Genomic DNA, 18,328 nt, shown 5'->3' on the forward strand with positions numbered 1-18,328 from the left:
CGCAGCGGAGAAGCTGGCCGCCGAGCAGGCCGCGGCGAGCCGTGCTACGGAGGAAGCGGACGCCGCGACGCCGCCGGAGCCCACGTATGCCCTGGCCGGTTCCGGCCAGATCGACGCCGACCTGCTGGAAGTCTTCATCGACGAGGCACGCGAGATCCTCGACCACGCCGACGACGTGCTGGCCCAGTGGCATGCCGAGCCGGCCGAACTGGCGCACGTGCCGGAGCTGCAGCGCGACCTGCATACCCTGAAGGGCGGTGCGCGCATTGCCGGCCTGGCTGCGGTGGGCGATCTCAGCCACGCGATCGAGACCCTGCTGGAGAAGCCGATCCGCGATACGTCGAAGACCGGGTCGCTGATCGCCGCGCTGGAGGCCAGCTTCGACCAGTTGCACGCCCTGGTGCAGCAGGTGGCACAGGATCGGGCGATTGATTACCCGCGGGCGATGATCGACCAGTTGCTGGCGCTGGCGGGCGAAACGACGCTGGCCGACGACCTGGTGCCGATGGCGGCCGCGATGCCGGCGCCGGTTGCGGCCGCGCCGTCGCCGGCGGTTCCCGCGGCAGGTGAGCTCGGGCTGCCCGAACTGATGCCGGAGACGGAGGAGGAAGTGCGCTCCTCGCAGGAGCAGATCCGCGTTCGCGCCGACCTGCTCGACAATCTGGTGAGCCATGCCGGCGAAGTGGCGATCTACCGTTCGCGGCTGGAACAGCAGGTCGCCGGCTACCGCTTCAACCTGGTCGAACTGGAACAGACCGTGGCGCGCCTGCGCAGTCAGCTGCGCATGCTGGAAATCGAGACCGAGGCGCAGATCATCGCGCGCTTCCAGCGCGAGCATCGCGAGGCGGGCATGGCGGCGTTCGATCCGCTCGAGCTCGACCGCTACTCGCAGCTGCAGCAGTACTCGCGTGCACTGGCCGAGTCGGTATCCGATCTGGTGTCGATCCAGAACATGCTGGACGAGCTGACCCGCCAGGCCGAGACCCTGCTGATCCAGCAGTCGCGGGTCAGTACCGAACTGCAGGACGGCCTGCTGCGCACGCGCATGCTGCCGTTCGACACGATGGTGCCGAACCTGCGCCGCACGCTGCGCCAGGCCGCGCAGGAGCAGGGCAAGCACGCCCAGCTCCACGTGGACGGCGCCCACGGCGAAATGGACCGCAACCTGCTCGACCGCATCAAGGCGCCGTTCGAGCACATGCTGCGCAACGCGATCGCGCACGGTATCGAGACCCCGGCCGAACGGCGCAAGGCCGGCAAGCCGGTCGAGGGCGTGGTGAACATCACGGTCGCGCGCGAGGCCACCGAAGTTGTGATCCGGGTCAGCGACGACGGTCGCGGCCTGAACCGCGAGGCGATCCGCAAGCGCGGCGTCGAACGCGGCCTGCTGCGCGCCGAGACCCGGCCGACCGACAACCAGCTGCTCTCGCTGATCACGCAGACCGGCTTCTCCACCGCCAGCCAGGTGACCCAGCTGGCCGGTCGCGGCGTCGGCATGGACGTGGTGGCGAACGAGATCAAGCAGCTAGGCGGTTCGCTGTCGATCGAGTCCGAAGAAGGCAAGGGGACCACCTTCGTCCTGCGCCTGCCGTTCACCCTCGCGGTGACCCAGGCCATCCTGGTGCGCATCGGCGAGGCCACGTTCGCGATCCCGATGACCTCGGTGCAGGGCGTGGCGCGGGTCAATCCGGACGACCTGACGGCGCTGATGGCCGAGGACGAACCCTCGTTCCAGTACGGCAACGAGGCGTACGGCATCCACGACCTGGCCGAATTGCTGGGCCTGCCGCCGGGCCTGCCGACCGAGGACGAGCAGCAGCCGCTGCTGCTGACCCGCGCCGGCGACCTGCGTGCGGCGATCCGCATCGACGCGGTGCTCGGTTCGCGCGAGATCGTGGTCAAGTCGGTCGGCCCGCAGATCAGCTCGGTGCCGGGCCTGCTCGGCGCGACCATCATGGGCGACGGTTCGGTGCTGATCATTCTCGACCTGGCGCCGCTGGTTCGCCACGGCATGATCCGGCGCGAACAGCGCCTGGCCGAAGGCCTCAGCGCGGTCCAGGCGCCGGTGGTCGAGGAAGTGGCGACGAAGCCGCTGGTGATGGTGGTGGACGACTCGATCACCATGCGCAAGGTCACCAGCCGCGTGCTGGAGCGTCACGAGTACGAGGTCAGCACGGCGAAGGACGGCGTCGATGCACTGGAGAAACTGCACGAGCGCGTGCCGGACCTGATGCTGCTGGACATCGAGATGCCGCGCATGGACGGTTACGAGCTGGCGACCCACATGAAGGCCGATCCGCGGTTGCGCGAGGTGCCGATCATCATGATCACCTCGCGCAGCGGCGACAAACACCGCCAGCGTGCGTTCGACATCGGGGTGGACCGCTATCTCGGCAAACCGTACCAGGAGGCCGAGTTGCTGGTGCAGATCGGGGAGGTGCTGGAACAGCGTGCAGTGGAGCCGGTTCATGACTGACACGGCTCCTGCGGTGGCCCTGCTGTTCGACGACACCGAACTGGGCAGCCAGTTGCGCGAGGCGCTGCACGAGCGCGGCGCCCGGATCGTGCACGAAGGCGGCGTCGCCAGCCTCAGTCGCGAGTTGCTGCAGCAGGTCGGCGTCGACGTGCTGGTGGTCAACCTGGACGACAGCGCGGACGACGCACTTGATCGCCTCTACGAGGTGATCGACGCCGATCGCCCGCGAGTGGTCTTCAACGACGCGCAAGCCAGCCGCGCGCTGGTCGGCTGGGATCGTGCCCGCTGGGCGCGTCACCTGGCGGTCAAGGTACTGGCGGAGGGCGACATCGACCCGCCGCGACCGGGCGGCGCCCCCGGCGTCGAGGCGCCGGCGCAAACGGCGGCGGTCGAACCCGTCATGGCGGCCGATCCCGGCACGGCAGCCGATCCCGGCACGGAATCCGCTTTTCCGGCGCATGAGGACCCCGACGGTCAGCGCGGGCAGATCGCGGCGGCGGAATCGGAAAGTCTGGCGGCGGAGCTGGAAGCGCTGCTGGCCTCCGGCGAACTGCCGGCCGATGACGACGTGTCAGCTGGTCCGGGCCTGCGTTTCGTCGACGACGAGGAGCCGCCGTCCCTGCATGACGGGAACTTCGGTGCGCCGCCGGCGGCGTTCCAGGCGGACCCTTCGCCATTGTCGTCGCTGACCGACGCCGCGGTCGCCATCGCGCCGGCTTCGGCGGCAGCGCCGGCAGCGGCCGTCGGCGCAGCGCCGGTGGACGCTCCGGAGGGCTGGGCGCTGGTCGACGACGATGCCGCGCCGGAGACTCCGGAAAGGCTTGATGCCCAGGTGTTCGGGATCCAGAAGCTGAGCGCTGCCGACTTTCTTGCGCCCGATGTCGAGGCGGTCGCCGCCGACGTCCAGCCGCGCATGAGCCTCGAACTGGTGTCGATGGAGGAAGCCATCGCGCCGCAGGCGTACGTGCACGAGCACGAACATGAACACGAGATGGTGCTGGACGACCTCAGTGGCGCATTGAGCAAGGTGGTGCTGCTCGGCGCCGCCACCGACGGCATCGACGCGGTATGCACCTTTCTGGCCGCGCTGCCGGCGTCGACCCGGCAGACCTTCCTGCTCACCCAGCATCTGGGCCGGCAGTCGGATGCGTCGCTGGTGGCGGAGTTTTCCGCGAACTGTGCGCTGCCGGTGCGACTGGCCAAGGCCGGTCGCGCCAAGCCCGGCGAGGTGCTCTTGGTGCCGGCCGGGCAGCAGGTGCGGTTGCGCCGTGACGGCAACATCGAACTGCAGGCGAACGACGCCGATGCGCCGCCGGAGCCGTCGATCGACGCCAGTCTGACCATGGCCGCGAATGCGTTCGGCCGCGACGCGCTGGCCATCGTGTTCGCCGGGCGCGGCAACGACGCCGTGGCCGGCGCGCAGGCGGTCCACGATCGCGGCGGGCAGGTCTGGGTGGAGTCGTCATCCGGCGAGCATTTCGCCGACATGGTCAGCGGCATCTTTGCCGAACGACTGGTCAGTTTCTCCGGTACGCCGTCCGAGCTGGCGGCGCACCTGATCGAGGTGTTTCCATGAGTGATCCGCTGCCGCGTGAAATCCGCTGCGTCCTGGTGCCGGTAGGCAACCTGCGCCTGTTGCTGCCCAACGCCACCATCGCCGAGGTGATCACCCAGAGCACGCCCGAGCCGGTGGCCGGTGCGCCTGCCTGGCTGCTCGGCCGGATCGCCTGGCGCGGCTGGCGCGTGCCGCTGGTGTCGTTCACCGAACTGGCCGGTACCGAGGAAGGCGACGCCGAGCTGAGCGTGCGCGTGGCCGTGCTGAAGGCGCTCGGCGGCCATCCGAAACTGCCGTTCATCGCCGTGCTGACCCAGGGTTTCCCGCGCCTGACCACGCTGAACGCGGAGCTGATCATTCCCACCCACGACGGCAAGCCGCTGCCGCCGGGCGTGCGCGCGCACGTGCTGGTACGCGACGATGTGGCGATGATCCCCGACCTGGAATGGATCGAGGCCACCCTGCTGGAACTGCTCGATGCCGCCGAGCCGGCGGCATCGGCGGCATCGTCCAGTTCGTTCGATTCGGAAGACTGAAACCCCGCCGGGCGGCGCGTCTAACCGTCGCCGTGCAGCGCCTGCAGCGCCGCCAGCGCGGCCAGCCCCGCCGTCTCGGTGCGCAGGATGCGCGGCCCCAGCCGCAGGCCCTCGAAACCGGCGGCGCTGAGTGCGTCGACATCGCGTTCGCCCAGGCCACCCTCCGGGCCGACCACCAGCAGGCCGCCGGCCGGGCCGAATTGCAGCTGGCGCGGCGAGCGGTCGGCTTCCGGCAGCAGGGCCAGGCGCAGCGTGCCGTCGTCGGCCAGACTGCCCAGCCACGCCGCCAGCGGCAGCGCCGGGGTGACCTCGGGCAGGCGTGCGCGGCCGCTCTGCTCGCAGGCGCTGGCCACCACCGCGCGCCAGTGCGCCAGCCGTTTTTCCGCGCGGGCCGCGTCCAGCCTCACTTCCGAGCGTTCGGTCAGCAGCGGCACGATGCGCGCCACCCCCAGCTCGGTCGCCTTCTGCACGATCAGGTCCATCTTCTCGCCGCGGGCGACGCCCTGGGCCAGGGTCAGCGGCAGTGGCGACTCGTTCCGCAAGGCCTGCTTGGACTCGACCCTGACGGCCACCTCGCGCTTGCCCACCGTGAGGATGACCGCGGCGTAGTCGTGGCCGTCACCGTTGAACAGGGTGAGCGGGTCGCCGGGGTTCATGCGCAGCACGCGCCCCACGTGTTCGGCGGCTTGTGGCGGCAGGTTCGGTTCGGCGCAGACGACGAGCGGCTGGTCGACGTGGATACGGATCGTGCGCATCGGAGCGGGTTGGGTCTGGACGGCCGCCCAGCATAGCGCGGCTCACGCCTGCCATGCCCGCGGATGAACGGGCGTGAGACCGCCGGGCGCCGCCGCTTGCTCCTGTTGCCGCGTCGTATCAACATGGATCGCACTCCCCATGCGCGCTCGCCGCATCCGTATCTGCGAGCCGGAGGCTCCATGTCCAGGTTCGTTTTCGTTTCCGCCATGCTGCTGGCAGGCAGCGGCGCAAGCACCATGCTGCTGGCACAGGATTCGCCGAATTCACCGCCCTCCGCCGCATCATCCGGCCAGCAACGGGCCGCCCGAGCGGACGACCACAACTGCATCCGCGAGACCGGCAGCCATATTCCGGCGAAGAAGGGACAGTGCCTGCCGGTGAACGGACGCAGCTACAGCCAGCAGGACCTGCAGCGCACGGGCGAGCCCGAACTGGGCCGGGCGCTGCAGAAGCTCGACCCCCGCATCACGGTCCACGGGCACTGAGCCGCGCCGGGTTCAGTCCGCGACGGCGCGCTCGATCCCGGCGATCGCGGTGTCGACCAACTGGTCGATCTCGGCTTCGCTGACCACGTAGGGCGGCATGAAATACACCACGTTGCCCAGCGGGCGCAGCAGCGCGCCGTGCTGCAGGCCGTGCAGGTAGACGCGCAGGCCGCGCCGTTCAGCGGCAGGGTACGGTCGCCGGCTGGCCTTGTCGGCAACCAGCTCGATCGCCGCGATCAGGCCGGTCTGGCGCACGTCGGCAACGTGCGGATGCGCGCGCAGCGGCTGCAGCCGGCGGGCCAGGTGGACGGCCAGCTGGCGGTTGCGTTCCAGCACCGGCTCGTCGCGGAAGATCGCCAGCGTCTCCAGCGCGACCCGGCAGGCCAGCGGGTTGCCGGTGTAGCTGTGCGAATGCAGGAACGCCTTGCCGGCGTTGTACTCGGCGTAGAACGCCTGGTAGACCACGTCGCGGGTAAGCACCGCCGACAGCGGCAGGGTGCCGCCAGTGAGCCCCTTCGACAGGCACATGAAATCCGGCGTCACCGCCGCCTGTTCGCAGGCAAACAGCGTGCCGGTGCGGCCGAAGCCCACCGCGATCTCGTCGGCGATGAAGTGCACCGCGAACTCGTCGCACAGCGCACGCAGGCCGCTGAGGTAACCGGGGTGATACATGCGCATGCCGCCGGCGCATTGCACCAGCGGCTCGACGATCACCGCACAGGTTTCGTGTGCGTGCCGTTCCAGCAGCGTGCGCAGTTCGCCGAGGCGGCGTTTGGCCGTCTGTTCCGGTGACTCGCCGGGTTCGCCTTCGTACGCATCCGGCGACGGCGCCAGGAACGGCGTCAGCAGCAGCGGTGCGTAGGTCTTGCGATACAGCGCCACGTCGCTCACCGACAGCGCGCCCAGTGTCTCGCCGTGATAGCTGCCGGTCAGCGCGATGAAGCGGGTCTTCTCGCCATGGCCCTGGTTGAGCCAGTAGTGGAAGCTCATCTTCAGCGCCACCTCGATCGCCGCCGAGCCGTTGTCGGCGTAGAACACGCGATCCAGCCCGGGCGGCGTGATCCGCACCAGTTCCTCGGCCAGTTCGATCGCCGGTTCGTGGGTGAAGCCGGCGAAGATCACGTGTTCCAGCGTGCGCGCCTGCTCGGCGAGCGCGGCGGCGAGGCGCGGGTTGGCGTGGCCGAACAGGTTGGTCCACCACGAACTGATGCCGTCCAGGTAGCGCCGGCCGTCGGCGTCGATCAGCCAGGCGCCTTCGCCGCGCACGATCGGCACCATCGGCACGCTCTCGTGGTCGTGCATCTGCGTGCAGGGGTGCCAGACGTGTCGCAGGTCGCGCGCGGCGAGCGCGGCGTTGCCGCTTGCGGAGTTGTTCATCCGGCTATCATCGACGCTGCACGACGGGCGCTCAAGCCCGCACATCGCTCATCCCGGGAATCGATGCTTGAAGCCACTGCGTAAATGCCTGATCGGCCTCGGTGTGCTGGCGCTGGCCGCCGCCGTGCTGCTGTGGTTCCTGCCGGCACGCTGGGCGATGCCATGGATCGAGCCGCAACTGCACGGACTGCAGCTGCAGCAGGTGCAGGGCACGTTGTGGCATGGCCGGGCCGACGAGGTGGTGGCCGCCGACGGACAGGCGCTGGGGCGACTGCAGTGGCGATTGTCGCGTCGGGCCATGCTCGGCCAGGTGCGGCTGCAGTTGCAGTTCGAAGGGCCTCGACTCGCGTTTTCCGGCGGAGTGCGGCGGCTGCCGGACGGCCAGGTCGAAGTGAGCAACGCGAGCGTGCGTGCGGAGCTCGCGGCATGGACCCATGCCGCGATGCCGCCATGGGGGCAGCCGCGCGGCGAACTGCAAGTGACGATCGGCCACGCCCTGCTGCAGGGCGGCTGGCCCATGCAACTGCAGGCGCAGGCGCAATGGCCGCAGGCACTCATGCACACGACGCAGGACGGCGACGTGGCGCTGGGCATGCTGCAGGCACAGGCGAGCGCGCAGGGCGGGGTGATCCGGGCGCAACTGCACGACGACGGGCACGGCCCGCTGCACGCCGATGGCGAACTGCAGCTGAGCCCGCTTGGCTGGCGACTGGACGCGACGCTGCGCGCCCGACAGACTGACCCGGCCCTGCGCCGCTGGCTGGCCAGGCTGGGCCCGCCGGCGGCCGACGGCAGCGTGCGCCTCCAGCGCCGCGGCGGACTGGCCGGCAGCGCGCCGGCCCCATCCACGAACTGAAGGACGCGAGACGAGCATGAATCCGGATATCGCCGCCACGGCCCTGACGGCCGCACGCGAGGCCGCCGCCGCTGCCGCCGAGGTGATCGAACACTACTGGCGGCGCGGCGTCGAGGTGGAGCTGAAGTCCGACGCCACGCCGGTGACGATCGCCGACCGTGAGGCCGAGCAGGCGATCCGGCGGGTTCTCCAGATGGCGCTGCCGCAGGCGTCGATCTACGGCGAGGAGTATGGCCTGGACGGCGAACGCGGCGGCCTGCTGTGGCTGGTCGATCCACTCGACGGCACCAAGAGCTTCGTGCGCCGCACGCCGTTCTTCTCCACCCAGATCGCGCTGATGGACGGCGACGAGCTGGTGCTCGGCGTGTCCAGCGCGCCGGTCTACGGCGAGACGATGTGGGCCAGCGCCGGCAATGGCGCGTGGTTCGAGGGCGAGCGCGTGCGCGTGGCGGACACGGCGCGCCTGGCGCAAGCCTCGATCTCCACCGGCAACGTCAAGACGCTCACCGGTGACAGCCGCTGGGACGCATTGGGCGCGCTGATCCGCGACAGCAACCGGATCCGCGGCTACGGCGATTTCTGCCACTACCACCTGCTGGCGCGCGGCAGCCTGGACCTGGTGATCGAGTCGGACGTGAACATCCTCGACATCGCTGCGCTGGCGGTGATCGTGCGCGAGGCCGGCGGCGTGTTCACCGACCTGGACGGCGCGCCGCCGACGCTGGACACGACCAGCGTACTGGCCGGCACGCCGGCGATCCATGCACAGGCCCTGCAGCGCCTGCGGCGCTGAACGGCAGAGGTTAGAATCGCCGGATGCGCAAACTACCGATCATCCACGCCACGCGCGACGTCAGCGACAGCCACTTCCTGCACGTCGAGCAACTCGACCTGGAATTCTCCAACGGTGCGCGCCGCACCTACGAACGCCTGAAAGGCAGCGGCCTGGGCGCGGTGATCATCGTGCCGATGCTGGACGACGACACCGTGCTGCTGGTGCGCGAGTACGGCGGTGGCGTCGGCCGCTACGAGCTGGGTCTGCCCAAGGGCCGGCTGGACCAGGACGAGACCGCCGAGCAGGGCGCCGAGCGCGAGATGAAGGAAGAGATCGGCTACGGCGCACACAAGCTCAAGATCCTGCACAACCTGTCGCTGTCGCCGTCGTACATGACGCACATGGCGCACGTGGTGCTGGCGCAGGATCTGTACCCCGAGAAACTGGTCGGCGACGAGCCGGAAGAACTCGAAGTGGTGCCGTGGAAGATGTCCGAACTGCATACCCTGCTTGGCCGCGATGACGTGACCGAGGGGCGTTCGATTGCCGCGCTGTTCATGGCCCGCGAGTATCTCGCCGGGCGCTTCCTGCGCACATGAGCATGCCGCCCGGAACCATGCCGCCCGAGCTGGCCCGACAGGTCGGTGCGATCGCCCGTGCCGCCGGCGCGGCGATTCTCGACGTCTACCACGGCGACTTCGCGGTGCAGACCAAGGCCGATGCCTCGCCGCTGACCGCTGCCGACCTGGCCGCCCAGCAGGTCATCATGGCCGGTCTGGCGGCGCTCGAACCGGTGCTGCCGGTGCTGTCGGAAGAAGCGAAGGCCTTGCCGTGGTCCGAGCGCCGGCACTGGCCGCGCTACTGGCTGGTCGATCCGCTCGACGGCACCCGCGAGTTCATCAAGCGCAACGGCGAGTTCACCGTCAACATCGCGCTGATCGATGACCACCGCAGCGCGCTGGGCGTGGTGCTGGCGCCGGTCAGCGGCGAGCTGTATGTCGCCGCGCAGGGGCAGGGTGCTTGGCTGCAGGCGCAGGCCGATGATCCCTGGCAACGCATCCGCGCGCGCCCGCTGCGGCAACCGGCGCTGGTGGCTGGCAGCCGTTCGCACGGCGGCGTGCAGGGCGATGTGCTGCAGCAACTGGTCGGCGACGACTACCAGCTGATACCGCTGGGCTCGTCGCTGAAGTTCTGCCTGATCGCGCGTGGCGCGGCGGACCTCTACCTGCGCCTGGGCCTCACCAGCGAATGGGACACCGCCGCGGCGCAATGCGTGCTGGAGGAGGCCGGCGGCGCGGTGCTCGACCTGGCCGGCCAGCCGTTCCGCTACAACCGCGGCGAGTCGCTGCTGAACCCCGAGTTCGTCGCGGTCGGCGATACCACGATCGACTGGACCGCGCGGTTGCTGGCGCCATGAGCGACTCGCCCCGGCACAGCCTCGACGACTTGCTCGCCATCATGGCGCGCCTGCGCGATCCCGAGCGCGGCTGCCCGTGGGACGTGCAGCAGGATTTCGCCTCGATCGCGGCCTACACCATCGAGGAAGCCTACGAGGTGGCCGACGCGATCGACCGCCGCGACTGGCCCGACCTGCGCGACGAGCTCGGCGACCTGCTGCTGCAGGTGGTGTTCCACGCGCAGATGGCCTCCGAACGGGGCCTGTTCGATTTCGCCGACGTCGCCCACGCGATCAGCGCGAAGATGCTGCGCCGCCACCCGCACGTGTTCGGCGACGTGCGCTACGCCGACCTGGCGGCGCAGATGCAGGCATGGGAGGCGATCAAGACGGCCGAGCGCGCGGACAAGGGCGAGCCGGCCGACGCCAGCGCATTGGCGGGCATCTCCAGCGGCCTGCCGGAATGGAAGCGCGCGCAGAAGCTGCAGCAGCGTGCCGCGGCCACCGGTTTCACCTGGCCCGATCCCGCGCCGGTGCTGGCCAAGCTGGCCGAGGAAGTGGACGAGGTACGCGCGGAGTTCGCCAACGGCGCCGATCCGGCGCGCCTGCAGGACGAGATCGGCGACGTGCTGTTCGTGATGGTGAACCTGGCGCGCCATGCCGGGGTCGATTTCTCGCAGGCATTGCGGCATGCCAATGGGAAATTCGAACGGCGTTTCCGCCGGATGGAGCAGCTGGCCACGGCCGACGGCGCGGCATTTGGCAAACGCACGCTGGGCGAGCAGGAACAGCTGTGGCAGCGCGCCAAGCAGGGCGAGGGCAACCACTGAACGACGCGGTGGCCGGGGTCACCGCGTCGTCGTGGCTCTGGCGATCGAACTTACTTCGCCGGCGGCGCCGCCTCGCCAGCGCGCTGCTGCCAGGCGGCGCGCATCTTCTCACGCTCGGCACGCCTCTTCGCCTCGTTGGCCAGGTTTTCGTCCAGCCCCTTGCGCAGCGTGGCGATCGCCTGGTCGACGTTGGCCGGCTGCGCCTGCAGGCGGGCCAGGCGCTGGTAGACGTAGTCGCGCACGCGCGGATCCTGCGACCTGGCCAGCACGTCGTTGTAGATCGACGCCATCTCCTTGCTGCGGCCGGCCTGCATGTACAGCCGCTCCAGGCCGTGCAGGTCGCCGATCACGCCGTTGCGCTGATGGTCGAAGCGGTGCATGCGCATGCCGTGGTCACGGTCGCTGTGATGCGCGCGCAGGTCCTTGCCGGCCATCGCGGAGGGTGCCGGCGACGGTGGGGGTGGCGTTTGCTGGGCCATGACGAGCGCGCTCGATCCGGCGATCAGCACGGCCAGCGCGGAAGCAAGCAGGGTTTTGCGGTGCATGGCGGTCTCCTCGGTAGGTAAACTGGAAAACGCGGCCGATGCCGGCACGTTGACTGGCCGGTTCATGCATGCCGTCATGCTTGCAACCTTTCTGCCGCCGGCTGCATCCCAGCTGGGTCGACCACCCCAAGGAGAGTTCCATGCGCCGTCTTTTTACCGCAGCCCTGCTGCTCGCCCCGTTCGCCGCGTTTGCCGCCAACCCGTGCAAGTACGAAGCACCACGCAACCTGCAGCTCGACCTTGCCGGCGTGCGCAGCGTGCAGATCGACGTGCACAGCCAGGACCTGCACCTGACCGGCAGCGACAGCGCCAGGGGTCTCACCCTCACCGGCCGCGCCTGTGCCTCCGAGCAGGCGGCGCTGGACAAGCTGCAGGTGACCCAGCGGCGTGAAGGCGACCAGTTGCTGATCGACATCGGCGACACCGGCAGTTTCAATTTCAGCCTGTTCGGCGGCAGTAACTATTCGAGCCTCGAGGTCACCGTGCAACTGCCGGCCAACCTGCCGGTCACCGTGCGCGTGGGCTCCGGCGACGCCGACGTCGGCGGCGTGCAGCAACTGCAGACCAGCGTGGGTTCGGGCGACCTGCACGTGCGCCAGGTATCCGGCAAGTTCGGCACCAGCGTGGGTTCGGGCGACGTCGACGCCACCGACGTCGGCAGCCTGGAGCTGGGCTCGGTGGGCTCCGGCGACTTCAAGGCCGATGGCATCAAGGGCGACGCCCGCATCGGCAGCATCGGCTCCGGCGACGTCACGCTGCGCCACGTCGGCGGCAGCGTGCGCGCCGATACGCTGGGCTCCGGCGATCTCGTGGTGAACGACGTCGGCGGCGATTTCAGCCTCGGCGCCAAGGGCAGCGGCGACGTCAACCACTCCGGTGTGAAGGGCAAGGTCAGCGTGCCGCACGACGACGATTGAGCGCAGCCGTCAACCCAGCCAGCGCCAGGCCAGATACACCAGCGGCGCGCACACCAGCAGGAACGGGATCGACACCAGGTGCAGCAGCCGCAGGCCATGCGGCTGCTTCGCCAGGCGCAGCGCGATCAGGTTCGCCAGCGAACCGATCGCCACGCCGAAGCCGCCCACGTTTACCGCCACCGCCAGCGCGATCGCGTCGGGTGTGCGTTCGAGCAGCAGCACCGTCGCCGGCACGTTGCTGATCAGCTGCGAGGCGACGATGCCGCTGGCATACAGCGTCAGCGGCTGGCCGAAGTCGAGCCGGTCCAGCGCCTGGTGCACCAGCGGCAAGTTCGCGAAGTGGCCCAGGCCCAGGAAGATCGCGGCGAAGGTGAGCAGCAGCAGCCAGTCGATCCGCGCCAGGCTCGATCGCGCCAGCAGCGCGAACAGCGCCAGCAACAGCAGCGCGCCCAGCGGAGCCTGGCCGTATTCCATCAGCAGCACCATGCCGACCAGCGCGGCCATCGAGCACGTGCCGAGACGGTTTGAAGCCACCACGCCGTCGATCCGTTCCGGGCTCAACGCCACGCGATCGCGCGGCAGCCACAGCAGCGTGAACGCCGCCACCAGCACGAACATCACCGCCGCAGCCGGCAGCATGGCTGCCGCGAAATGCAGGAACGGCAGTTGCGAGTGCTGCCACAGCAGCAGGTTCTGCGGGTTGCCGATCGGGCTCAGGGTGGAACCCGCGTTCACCGCCAGCGCCTCCAGCACCACCATGCGCAGCACCGGCAGGTTCGAGACGGCGCCGATCGCCAGGGTCAGCGGCACGATCAGGAACAGGCTCACGTCGTTGGTCAGCACCATCGACAGCAGCGCCGTCGCGGACACCAGCAACAGGCCCAGGCCGCGCAGCGAATGCGCGCGTGCCACCATGGCCACCGCCGCGTGCTGCACCAGGCCGCTGTCGCGGATGCCCTGGATCGCGATCAGCAGGCCCATCATGCCGGCCAGAGTGGGCAACTGCAGCCAGCGCCGGTAGCTCGCCAGCGGTTGCGGATCGAGCACCGCCAGCGCGATCGCCAGCGCCGCGAACAACCACAGCAGCCATTCCTCCTTGAGGCGCTGTCGTGTGCGGCTTGCAATCATCGGGAAGTCCGGTGGGGCGTCGACGTACTTTATCAGCCCGTCCTTCGATGCCGGCTCAGCCCTCGCGCAACAACCGCATCGGCGGCGTGCGGCTGACCTTGCGGGTGCCGGCCAGGCCCAGCAGCATCACCACCAGTCCGGCGCCGACGGCACCGCCGACCAGTGGCCACAGCGGCGGCACGAAGTGCTCGATGTGGAACACCGCCTGGCCCAGCCACACGCCGGCGCCAGCGGCGCCGAGTGCGGCGGTGAGGCCGGCGACCAGGCCGAGCAGGGCGAACTCGCAGGCGGCGGCCACGCGCAGCTGCGCGCGGCGTGCGCCCAACGTGCGCAGCAGCGCGGCTTCGTGGCGGCGTTCGGCGGCGCTGGCGGCCAGCGCGGCGGCCAGCACCAGCGCGCCGGCGAGCAGGCTGAAGCCGAGGATCCAGCGCACCGCATTGCCCACGCGATCGACGATCTCGCGCACGCGGTCGAGCAGCGAGTCGACGTCGACCAGGCTGAGGTTGCTGTAGTCGCGCGACAGTTGCGCCAGTCCGGTTGCATGCCCGCGCGGCAGGTGGAAGCTGGCCAGCCAGGTATGCGGCAGCTCGCTGGCGTGGGCCGGGTCGAGCAGCAGGAAGAAGTTGACCCGGAACGAACTCCAGTCGACCTTGCGCACGCTGCTGACCTTCGCATCGATGCGGCCTTCGCCCACGTCGAAGCGCAGCGTGTCGCCGATCTTCAGCGCGAACATGTCGCGCCACATGGTGTCGATCGAGACCTCGGCCTGCGCCGGCTGCGCGCCCGGCCAGCGGCCGGCGATCACGTCGTTCGCGGGCGGCAGCTCGGCGGACCAGGACAGCCGCAGCTGACGGTCGGTCCAATCCTTCGCGCGCTCGTCGGCGAAGGCGAGCTGGTCGATCGGGCGGCCGTTGATCGCGGTGAGTTTGCCCACCGCCAGCGGCAGCATGTTGAGCTGGTCGCCGCCGATGTTGGCCAGCGCCTGCCCGAAGCCGGCGCGCTGGTCGTCCTGCAGGTTCAGCGCGAACCAGTTCGGCGTATCCGCCGGCAGCTCCTGGCGCCAGCCCTGCAGCAGCGCCGGCGCCACGATCGCCAGCAACAGCAGCGCGCACAGGCCCAGGCTGAGCGCGGTGGCCTGGATCACGCTCAGCGCGGGTCGCCGTGCCAGCGCGGCCAGGCCCAGCCGCAATGCCGGGTGCGCGCCCGGTGCAATGCGCCGGGCCAGCCACAGCAGCGCTCCGGCCAGCAGCGCCGCGATCAGCGCCACGCCGAGCAGACTGGCGGCGAGGATGCCGGCCAGGGTGAGCGAGCTGCTCTGGCTCCAGATCAGGCCCAGCGCCACCAGCGCGGGGATCAGGTACAGCGCATCGAAACGCCGCACCTGCCGCTGCATGCTCTGGCGGAACACCGCCACCGGCGGCACCTCGGCCAGCCGCGCCAATGGCGGCAGCGCAAAGCCGATCAGCACGGCGACGCCCATCGCGGCGGCGGCGAACGACGGCGCCAGCGGCAGCACGGTCGGTACGTTGCCGAACAACTGGCTGGCCAGCAGCCAGGCCAGCTGCGACAAGCCCAGCGCGAGCAGCATGCCGAGTGCGGTGGCCGGCACGGCGAGCGCGCCCAGCGTACCCAGCAGCAGGCCCAGCACGCGCCGGCGCGGCGTGCCCAGCGCACGCAGCAGCGCCACTTCGGCGGTCTTGCGCCGCGCGTAGCGCTGCGCGGACAGCGCGATCGCGATGCCGGCGAGCAAGGCTGACAGCAGGGCGGTGAGGCGCAGGAATGCGCCGGCGCGATCGAATGCCGTGCGCATGCGCTCCTGGGTCTGCTCCGGCGTGATCAGTTCGGCGCCCTGCGGCAGCGCGGCCGCCTGCGCCCAGTCGCGCCAGGCCTGCACGGCGGCCGGCGCGCCGGCCAGCAGCAGGCGGTGGCGGGCACGGCTGCCGGTGCCGAGCAGGCCGGCCTGCTCGGCGTCGGCCAGGCTCATCAGCGCGCGCGGCGCCAGCGCCAGCAGCTCGCCGCCGTCGGGCTGGCGCAGCAGTTCGGCGCCGATGGTCAGCTCGCGGCCGCCGAGTTGCAGCGGCTGGCCGACCTGGAGGCCCAGCGCCACCAGGGCACGGTGGTCGAGATAGACCTCGCCCGCGGCTGGGGCGTGGCCGTTGCGCGTGCGGCCGGCGGCGTCGCGCAGCTCCAGCTTGCCGCGCAGCGGATAGTGCGCATCGACCGCCTGCACGTCGAGCAACTGGGTCTGCTCATGGGCGAACGCCACGCTGGGAAAGCTGGCGGTGCGGGCGAGCTGCAGGCCGTTACGACGCGCGCGCTCGGCGAATACCGGCGGCAGGGCCTGCGGCGCCGACACGCCGACGTCGCCGCCGATCAGTTCGGCGGCGCTGGCCAGCATGCCGCGCTCGATCCGCGTCGCCAGCGTGGCGACCACGCCCAGCGCGACCACCGCCAGCACCAGCGAGGCGGCCAGCGTGCGCAGTTCCGGCAGGTGCCATTCGCGACGCAGGCTGCGCAGGGCAAGCAGCAGCATCTTCATGCCGGCACGTCCGTGCCGGTCGAGACGACGCGGCCTTCCTCCAGCTCGATCCGGCGGTCGCAACGCGCGGCCAGGGCCGCGTCGTGGGTGACCAGCACCAGGGTGGTGTGGTGGTCGCGGTTCAGCGCGAACAGCAGGTCGCAGACGTGGTGGCCGGTGCGCTGGTCGAGGTTGCCGGTGGGTTCGTCGGCGAACAGCACGCGCGGGCGGTGCACGAACGCACGGGCGATCGCCACGCGCTGCTGCTCGCCGCCGGACAACTGGGCCGGATAATGTCGCCGCCGCGCGCCCAGGCCCACCGCGTCGAGCGCGGCGCGGGCGCGCTGGCGCGCATCGCTGCTGCCCTCCAGTTCCAGCGGCAGCATCACGTTCTCCTCGGCGGTGAGCGCGGGCAGCAGGTGGAACGACTGGAACACGAAGCCGACCAGGCGCCGGCGCAGGTCGGCGCGGGCCTCCTCGTCCAACTGCTGCAAGGCATGGCCGTCCAGCGCGATGCTGCCGCCGTCCGGCGTGTCCAGCCCGGCCAGCAGGCCGAGCAGGGTGGTCTTGCCGGAACCGGAGGCGCCGACGATGGCGAAGCTCTCGCCCGGCTGCACCTGCAGGCTGACCTGGCTGAGGATTTCCAGCCTCCCCTCGGGACCGTTGACCGACTTGCTAACATCGCGGGCTTCAAGAAGCGGCCGGGAAGAATCACTCATGCGTCAGTGCCTGTGGTTGCTGGTTTTTCTGTGCGGCATCGGCAGCGCCCAGGCGGCGGCGCCGAAAACCGTGCTGGTGCTGGGTGACTCGCTGTCCGCCGCGCACAACATCCCGGTCGAGGCCGGCTGGGTGCATCTGCTGGATGCGCGTCTCAACCAGATGGTACCGAAGTGGCGCGCGATCAATGCCAGCATCAGCGGCGAGACCTCGCTGAGCGGGCGCCACCGCCTGCCGGCGCTGCTGGCGACGTACCGGCCGGCCGTGCTGGTGCTGGAGCTGGGCGCCAACGATGGCCTGCGCGGCCTGCCGCTGCCGGCGCTGCGCGACAATCTGGACGCGATGGTCGTGGCGGCGCAAAAAGCGAAGGTGCGCGTGCTGCTGGTCGGTATCGAGCTGCCGGTGAACTACGGCCCGCGCTACCGCGACGGGCTGCGCGCGGTCTATGCGGAGCTGGCGCAAAGCCGCCACGTCGCGCTGGTGCCGTTCCTGCTCGAAGGCGTGGCGCTCGATCCGGCGCTGATGCAGGCCGACGGCCTGCATCCGGTGGCTGCCGCCCAGCCGCGGGTGCTGGATACCGTGTGGAAACCGCTGCGGCCGCTGCTGCGCTGAAACCGAATCGGTTCTGAACCGCCGGCGCCGTTTTCACGCGGCCGTCACTTGCGCACCGGTTAGCTCTTCACGTATGTGAAGGCACGGAGGTAAGGACAATGACGGTACATGACGAACAGGCGGGCCTGATCCTGCTGGTCGAGGACAACCGCCAGATCGCCGAGATGGTCGGCGAATTCCTGGAGCGGCGCGGCTACTCGGTGGATTACGCCGCCGACGGCGTGAGCGGGCTGCACCTGGCGGTGTCCAACAGCTATGACGTGCTGGTGCTGGATCTGATGCTGCCGGGCCTGGACGGGCTGGAGGTCTGCCGCAAGCTGCGCCGCGAGGCCAAGAAGGCCACCCCGGTGCTGATGCTGACCGCCCGCGACACGCTGGAGGACAAGCTGATCGGGCTGGAGGCCGGCGCCGACGACTACCTGGTCAAACCGTTCGAGGTGCGCGAGCTGGAGGCGCGGCTGCGTGCGCTGATCCGCCGCGACCGCCGCCAGGTGTCCACCGAGGTGCTCAGCGTCGGCGACATGATGCTGGACACCGCCACGCTGCGGCTGACCCGCGACGGCCAGGAACTGACCGTGTCGCCGATCGGCCTGAAGCTGCTGGCGATCCTGATGCGCGAGTCGCCGCGGGTGGTCAGCCGGCGCGACATCGAGCGCGAGATCTGGGGCGACACACTGCCCGATTCGGACACCTTGCGTTCGCACCTGTACAACCTGCGCCGGGTCATCGACAAACCTTTCGCGCGGCCTTTGCTACACACGATCCACTCGGCGGGCTATCGTCTTGCGGATCTTGAGTCGGAAGTGGCCTCTTCGCCCCAGACGGCCTGATATCGACACGGCGCATACA

General features: G+C 70.1%; 18 protein-coding genes. 12 read left to right on the forward strand and 6 right to left on the reverse strand.

Annotated elements, in window-relative coordinates:
• The 3 genes from RHOOR87_RS19525 to RHOOR87_RS0118530 form a co-directional block, all read left to right on the forward strand.
• On the forward strand, positions 1 to 2,476 hold a 2,476-nt coding region (locus tag RHOOR87_RS19525; RefSeq protein WP_043796080.1), incomplete at its 5' end, for a response regulator.
• The gene (locus tag RHOOR87_RS0118525; protein WP_027485857.1) at positions 2,469 to 4,052 is read left to right on the forward strand and encodes a chemotaxis protein CheB; all 1,584 of its coding nucleotides are present in this window, start codon (positions 2,469 to 2,471) and stop codon (positions 4,050 to 4,052) included. The genes RHOOR87_RS19525 and RHOOR87_RS0118525, both read left to right, overlap by 8 nt.
• Positions 4,049 to 4,567, forward strand: coding sequence for a chemotaxis protein CheW (locus RHOOR87_RS0118530; protein ID WP_015447003.1), 519 nt, complete (start codon positions 4,049 to 4,051; stop codon positions 4,565 to 4,567). The genes RHOOR87_RS0118525 and RHOOR87_RS0118530 overlap by 4 nt, the downstream gene beginning before the upstream one ends.
• Positions 4,568 to 4,587: 20 nt before the next feature.
• Here RHOOR87_RS0118530 and RHOOR87_RS0118535 read toward each other — a convergent pair whose 3' ends face one another.
• Positions 4,588 to 5,322, reverse strand: coding sequence for a 16S rRNA (uracil(1498)-N(3))-methyltransferase (locus RHOOR87_RS0118535; RefSeq protein WP_015447004.1), 735 nt, complete (start codon positions 5,320 to 5,322; stop codon positions 4,588 to 4,590).
• A 180-nt stretch (positions 5,323 to 5,502) separates the two neighbouring features.
• Between RHOOR87_RS0118535 and RHOOR87_RS0118540 the strand changes: the two genes are divergently transcribed.
• Entirely contained in the window at positions 5,503 to 5,808 is a 306-nt protein-coding gene (locus RHOOR87_RS0118540) for a hypothetical protein (protein ID WP_015447005.1), read from the forward strand.
• A 12-nt stretch (positions 5,809 to 5,820) separates the two neighbouring features.
• On the opposite strand, the gene RHOOR87_RS0118545 is transcribed toward RHOOR87_RS0118540, so the two are convergent.
• A complete protein-coding gene (locus RHOOR87_RS0118545) occupies positions 5,821 to 7,185 on the reverse strand; it encodes an adenosylmethionine--8-amino-7-oxononanoate transaminase (RefSeq protein ID WP_027485858.1) in 1,365 nt (454 codons plus the stop codon).
• A gap of 67 nt (positions 7,186 to 7,252) precedes the next feature.
• Here RHOOR87_RS0118545 and RHOOR87_RS0118550 point away from each other — a divergent pair, with 67 nt between their 5' ends.
• The 5 genes from RHOOR87_RS0118550 to mazG are packed head-to-tail and all read left to right on the forward strand — an operon-like array spanning position 7,253 to position 11,042.
• Positions 7,253 to 8,041 carry a type II secretion system protein N gene (locus tag RHOOR87_RS0118550; protein ID WP_007507026.1) on the forward strand — a complete coding sequence of 263 codons (789 nt, stop codon included), beginning with the start codon at positions 7,253 to 7,255 and terminating at the stop codon, positions 8,039 to 8,041.
• A 16-nt stretch (positions 8,042 to 8,057) separates the two neighbouring features.
• Complete coding sequence (locus RHOOR87_RS0118555) at positions 8,058 to 8,834, forward strand: inositol monophosphatase family protein (RefSeq protein ID WP_007507024.1); 777 nt, start codon at positions 8,058 to 8,060, stop codon at positions 8,832 to 8,834.
• Positions 8,835 to 8,857: 23 nt separating this feature from the next.
• Positions 8,858 to 9,415 carry an ADP compounds hydrolase NudE gene (gene nudE / locus RHOOR87_RS0118560; RefSeq protein WP_007507022.1) on the forward strand — a complete coding sequence of 186 codons (558 nt, stop codon included), beginning with the start codon at positions 8,858 to 8,860 and terminating at the stop codon, positions 9,413 to 9,415.
• Positions 9,412 to 10,233 carry a 3'(2'),5'-bisphosphate nucleotidase CysQ gene (cysQ, locus tag RHOOR87_RS0118565; protein WP_027485859.1) on the forward strand — a complete coding sequence of 274 codons (822 nt, stop codon included), beginning with the start codon at positions 9,412 to 9,414 and terminating at the stop codon, positions 10,231 to 10,233. The genes nudE and cysQ overlap by 4 nt, the downstream gene beginning before the upstream one ends.
• Positions 10,230 to 11,042, forward strand: coding sequence for a nucleoside triphosphate pyrophosphohydrolase (mazG, locus tag RHOOR87_RS0118570; RefSeq protein WP_007507018.1), 813 nt, complete (start codon positions 10,230 to 10,232; stop codon positions 11,040 to 11,042). The genes cysQ and mazG overlap by 4 nt, the downstream gene beginning before the upstream one ends.
• A gap of 50 nt (positions 11,043 to 11,092) precedes the next feature.
• On the opposite strand, the gene RHOOR87_RS0118575 is transcribed toward mazG, so the two are convergent.
• A complete protein-coding gene (locus tag RHOOR87_RS0118575) occupies positions 11,093 to 11,587 on the reverse strand; it encodes a hypothetical protein (RefSeq protein ID WP_015447009.1) in 495 nt (164 codons plus the stop codon).
• A 140-nt stretch (positions 11,588 to 11,727) separates the two neighbouring features.
• Here RHOOR87_RS0118575 and RHOOR87_RS0118580 point away from each other — a divergent pair, with 140 nt between their 5' ends.
• Positions 11,728 to 12,504, forward strand: a complete 777-nt coding sequence (locus RHOOR87_RS0118580; RefSeq protein WP_027485860.1) for a DUF4097 family beta strand repeat-containing protein — start codon at positions 11,728 to 11,730, stop codon at positions 12,502 to 12,504.
• A 9-nt stretch (positions 12,505 to 12,513) separates the two neighbouring features.
• On the opposite strand, the gene RHOOR87_RS0118585 is transcribed toward RHOOR87_RS0118580, so the two are convergent.
• From RHOOR87_RS0118585 to RHOOR87_RS0118595, 3 genes are read right to left on the reverse strand one after another with little or no spacing between them, the layout of a single operon-like run.
• Entirely contained in the window at positions 12,514 to 13,632 is a 1,119-nt protein-coding gene (locus RHOOR87_RS0118585; protein WP_027485861.1) for an SLC13 family permease, read from the reverse strand.
• A 55-nt stretch (positions 13,633 to 13,687) separates the two neighbouring features.
• Positions 13,688 to 16,171 carry an FtsX-like permease family protein gene (locus RHOOR87_RS0118590; protein WP_027485862.1) on the reverse strand — a complete coding sequence of 828 codons (2,484 nt, stop codon included), beginning with the start codon at positions 16,169 to 16,171 and terminating at the stop codon, positions 13,688 to 13,690.
• Positions 16,168 to 16,869: an ATP-binding cassette domain-containing protein gene (locus RHOOR87_RS0118595; RefSeq protein WP_015447013.1), complete on the reverse strand. Its 702-nt coding sequence runs from the start codon at positions 16,867 to 16,869 to the stop codon at positions 16,168 to 16,170. Before RHOOR87_RS0118595 ends, RHOOR87_RS0118590 begins: the two co-directional genes overlap by 4 nt.
• Between RHOOR87_RS0118595 and RHOOR87_RS0118600 the strand changes: the two genes are divergently transcribed.
• Both RHOOR87_RS0118600 and RHOOR87_RS0118605 read left to right on the forward strand, forming a co-directional pair.
• A complete protein-coding gene (locus tag RHOOR87_RS0118600; protein ID WP_007507005.1) occupies positions 16,868 to 17,479 on the forward strand; it encodes an arylesterase in 612 nt (203 codons plus the stop codon). The two genes, RHOOR87_RS0118595 and RHOOR87_RS0118600, sit on opposite strands and share 2 nt — an antisense overlap.
• A gap of 98 nt (positions 17,480 to 17,577) precedes the next feature.
• Positions 17,578 to 18,309, forward strand: a complete 732-nt coding sequence (locus RHOOR87_RS0118605; protein ID WP_027485863.1) for a response regulator transcription factor — start codon at positions 17,578 to 17,580, stop codon at positions 18,307 to 18,309.
• Positions 18,310 to 18,328 lie beyond the last annotated feature (19 nt).

The organism is Rhodanobacter sp. OR87 (assembly GCF_000473345.1).
Lineage (GTDB): Bacteria > Pseudomonadota > Gammaproteobacteria > Xanthomonadales > Rhodanobacteraceae > Rhodanobacter > Rhodanobacter denitrificans.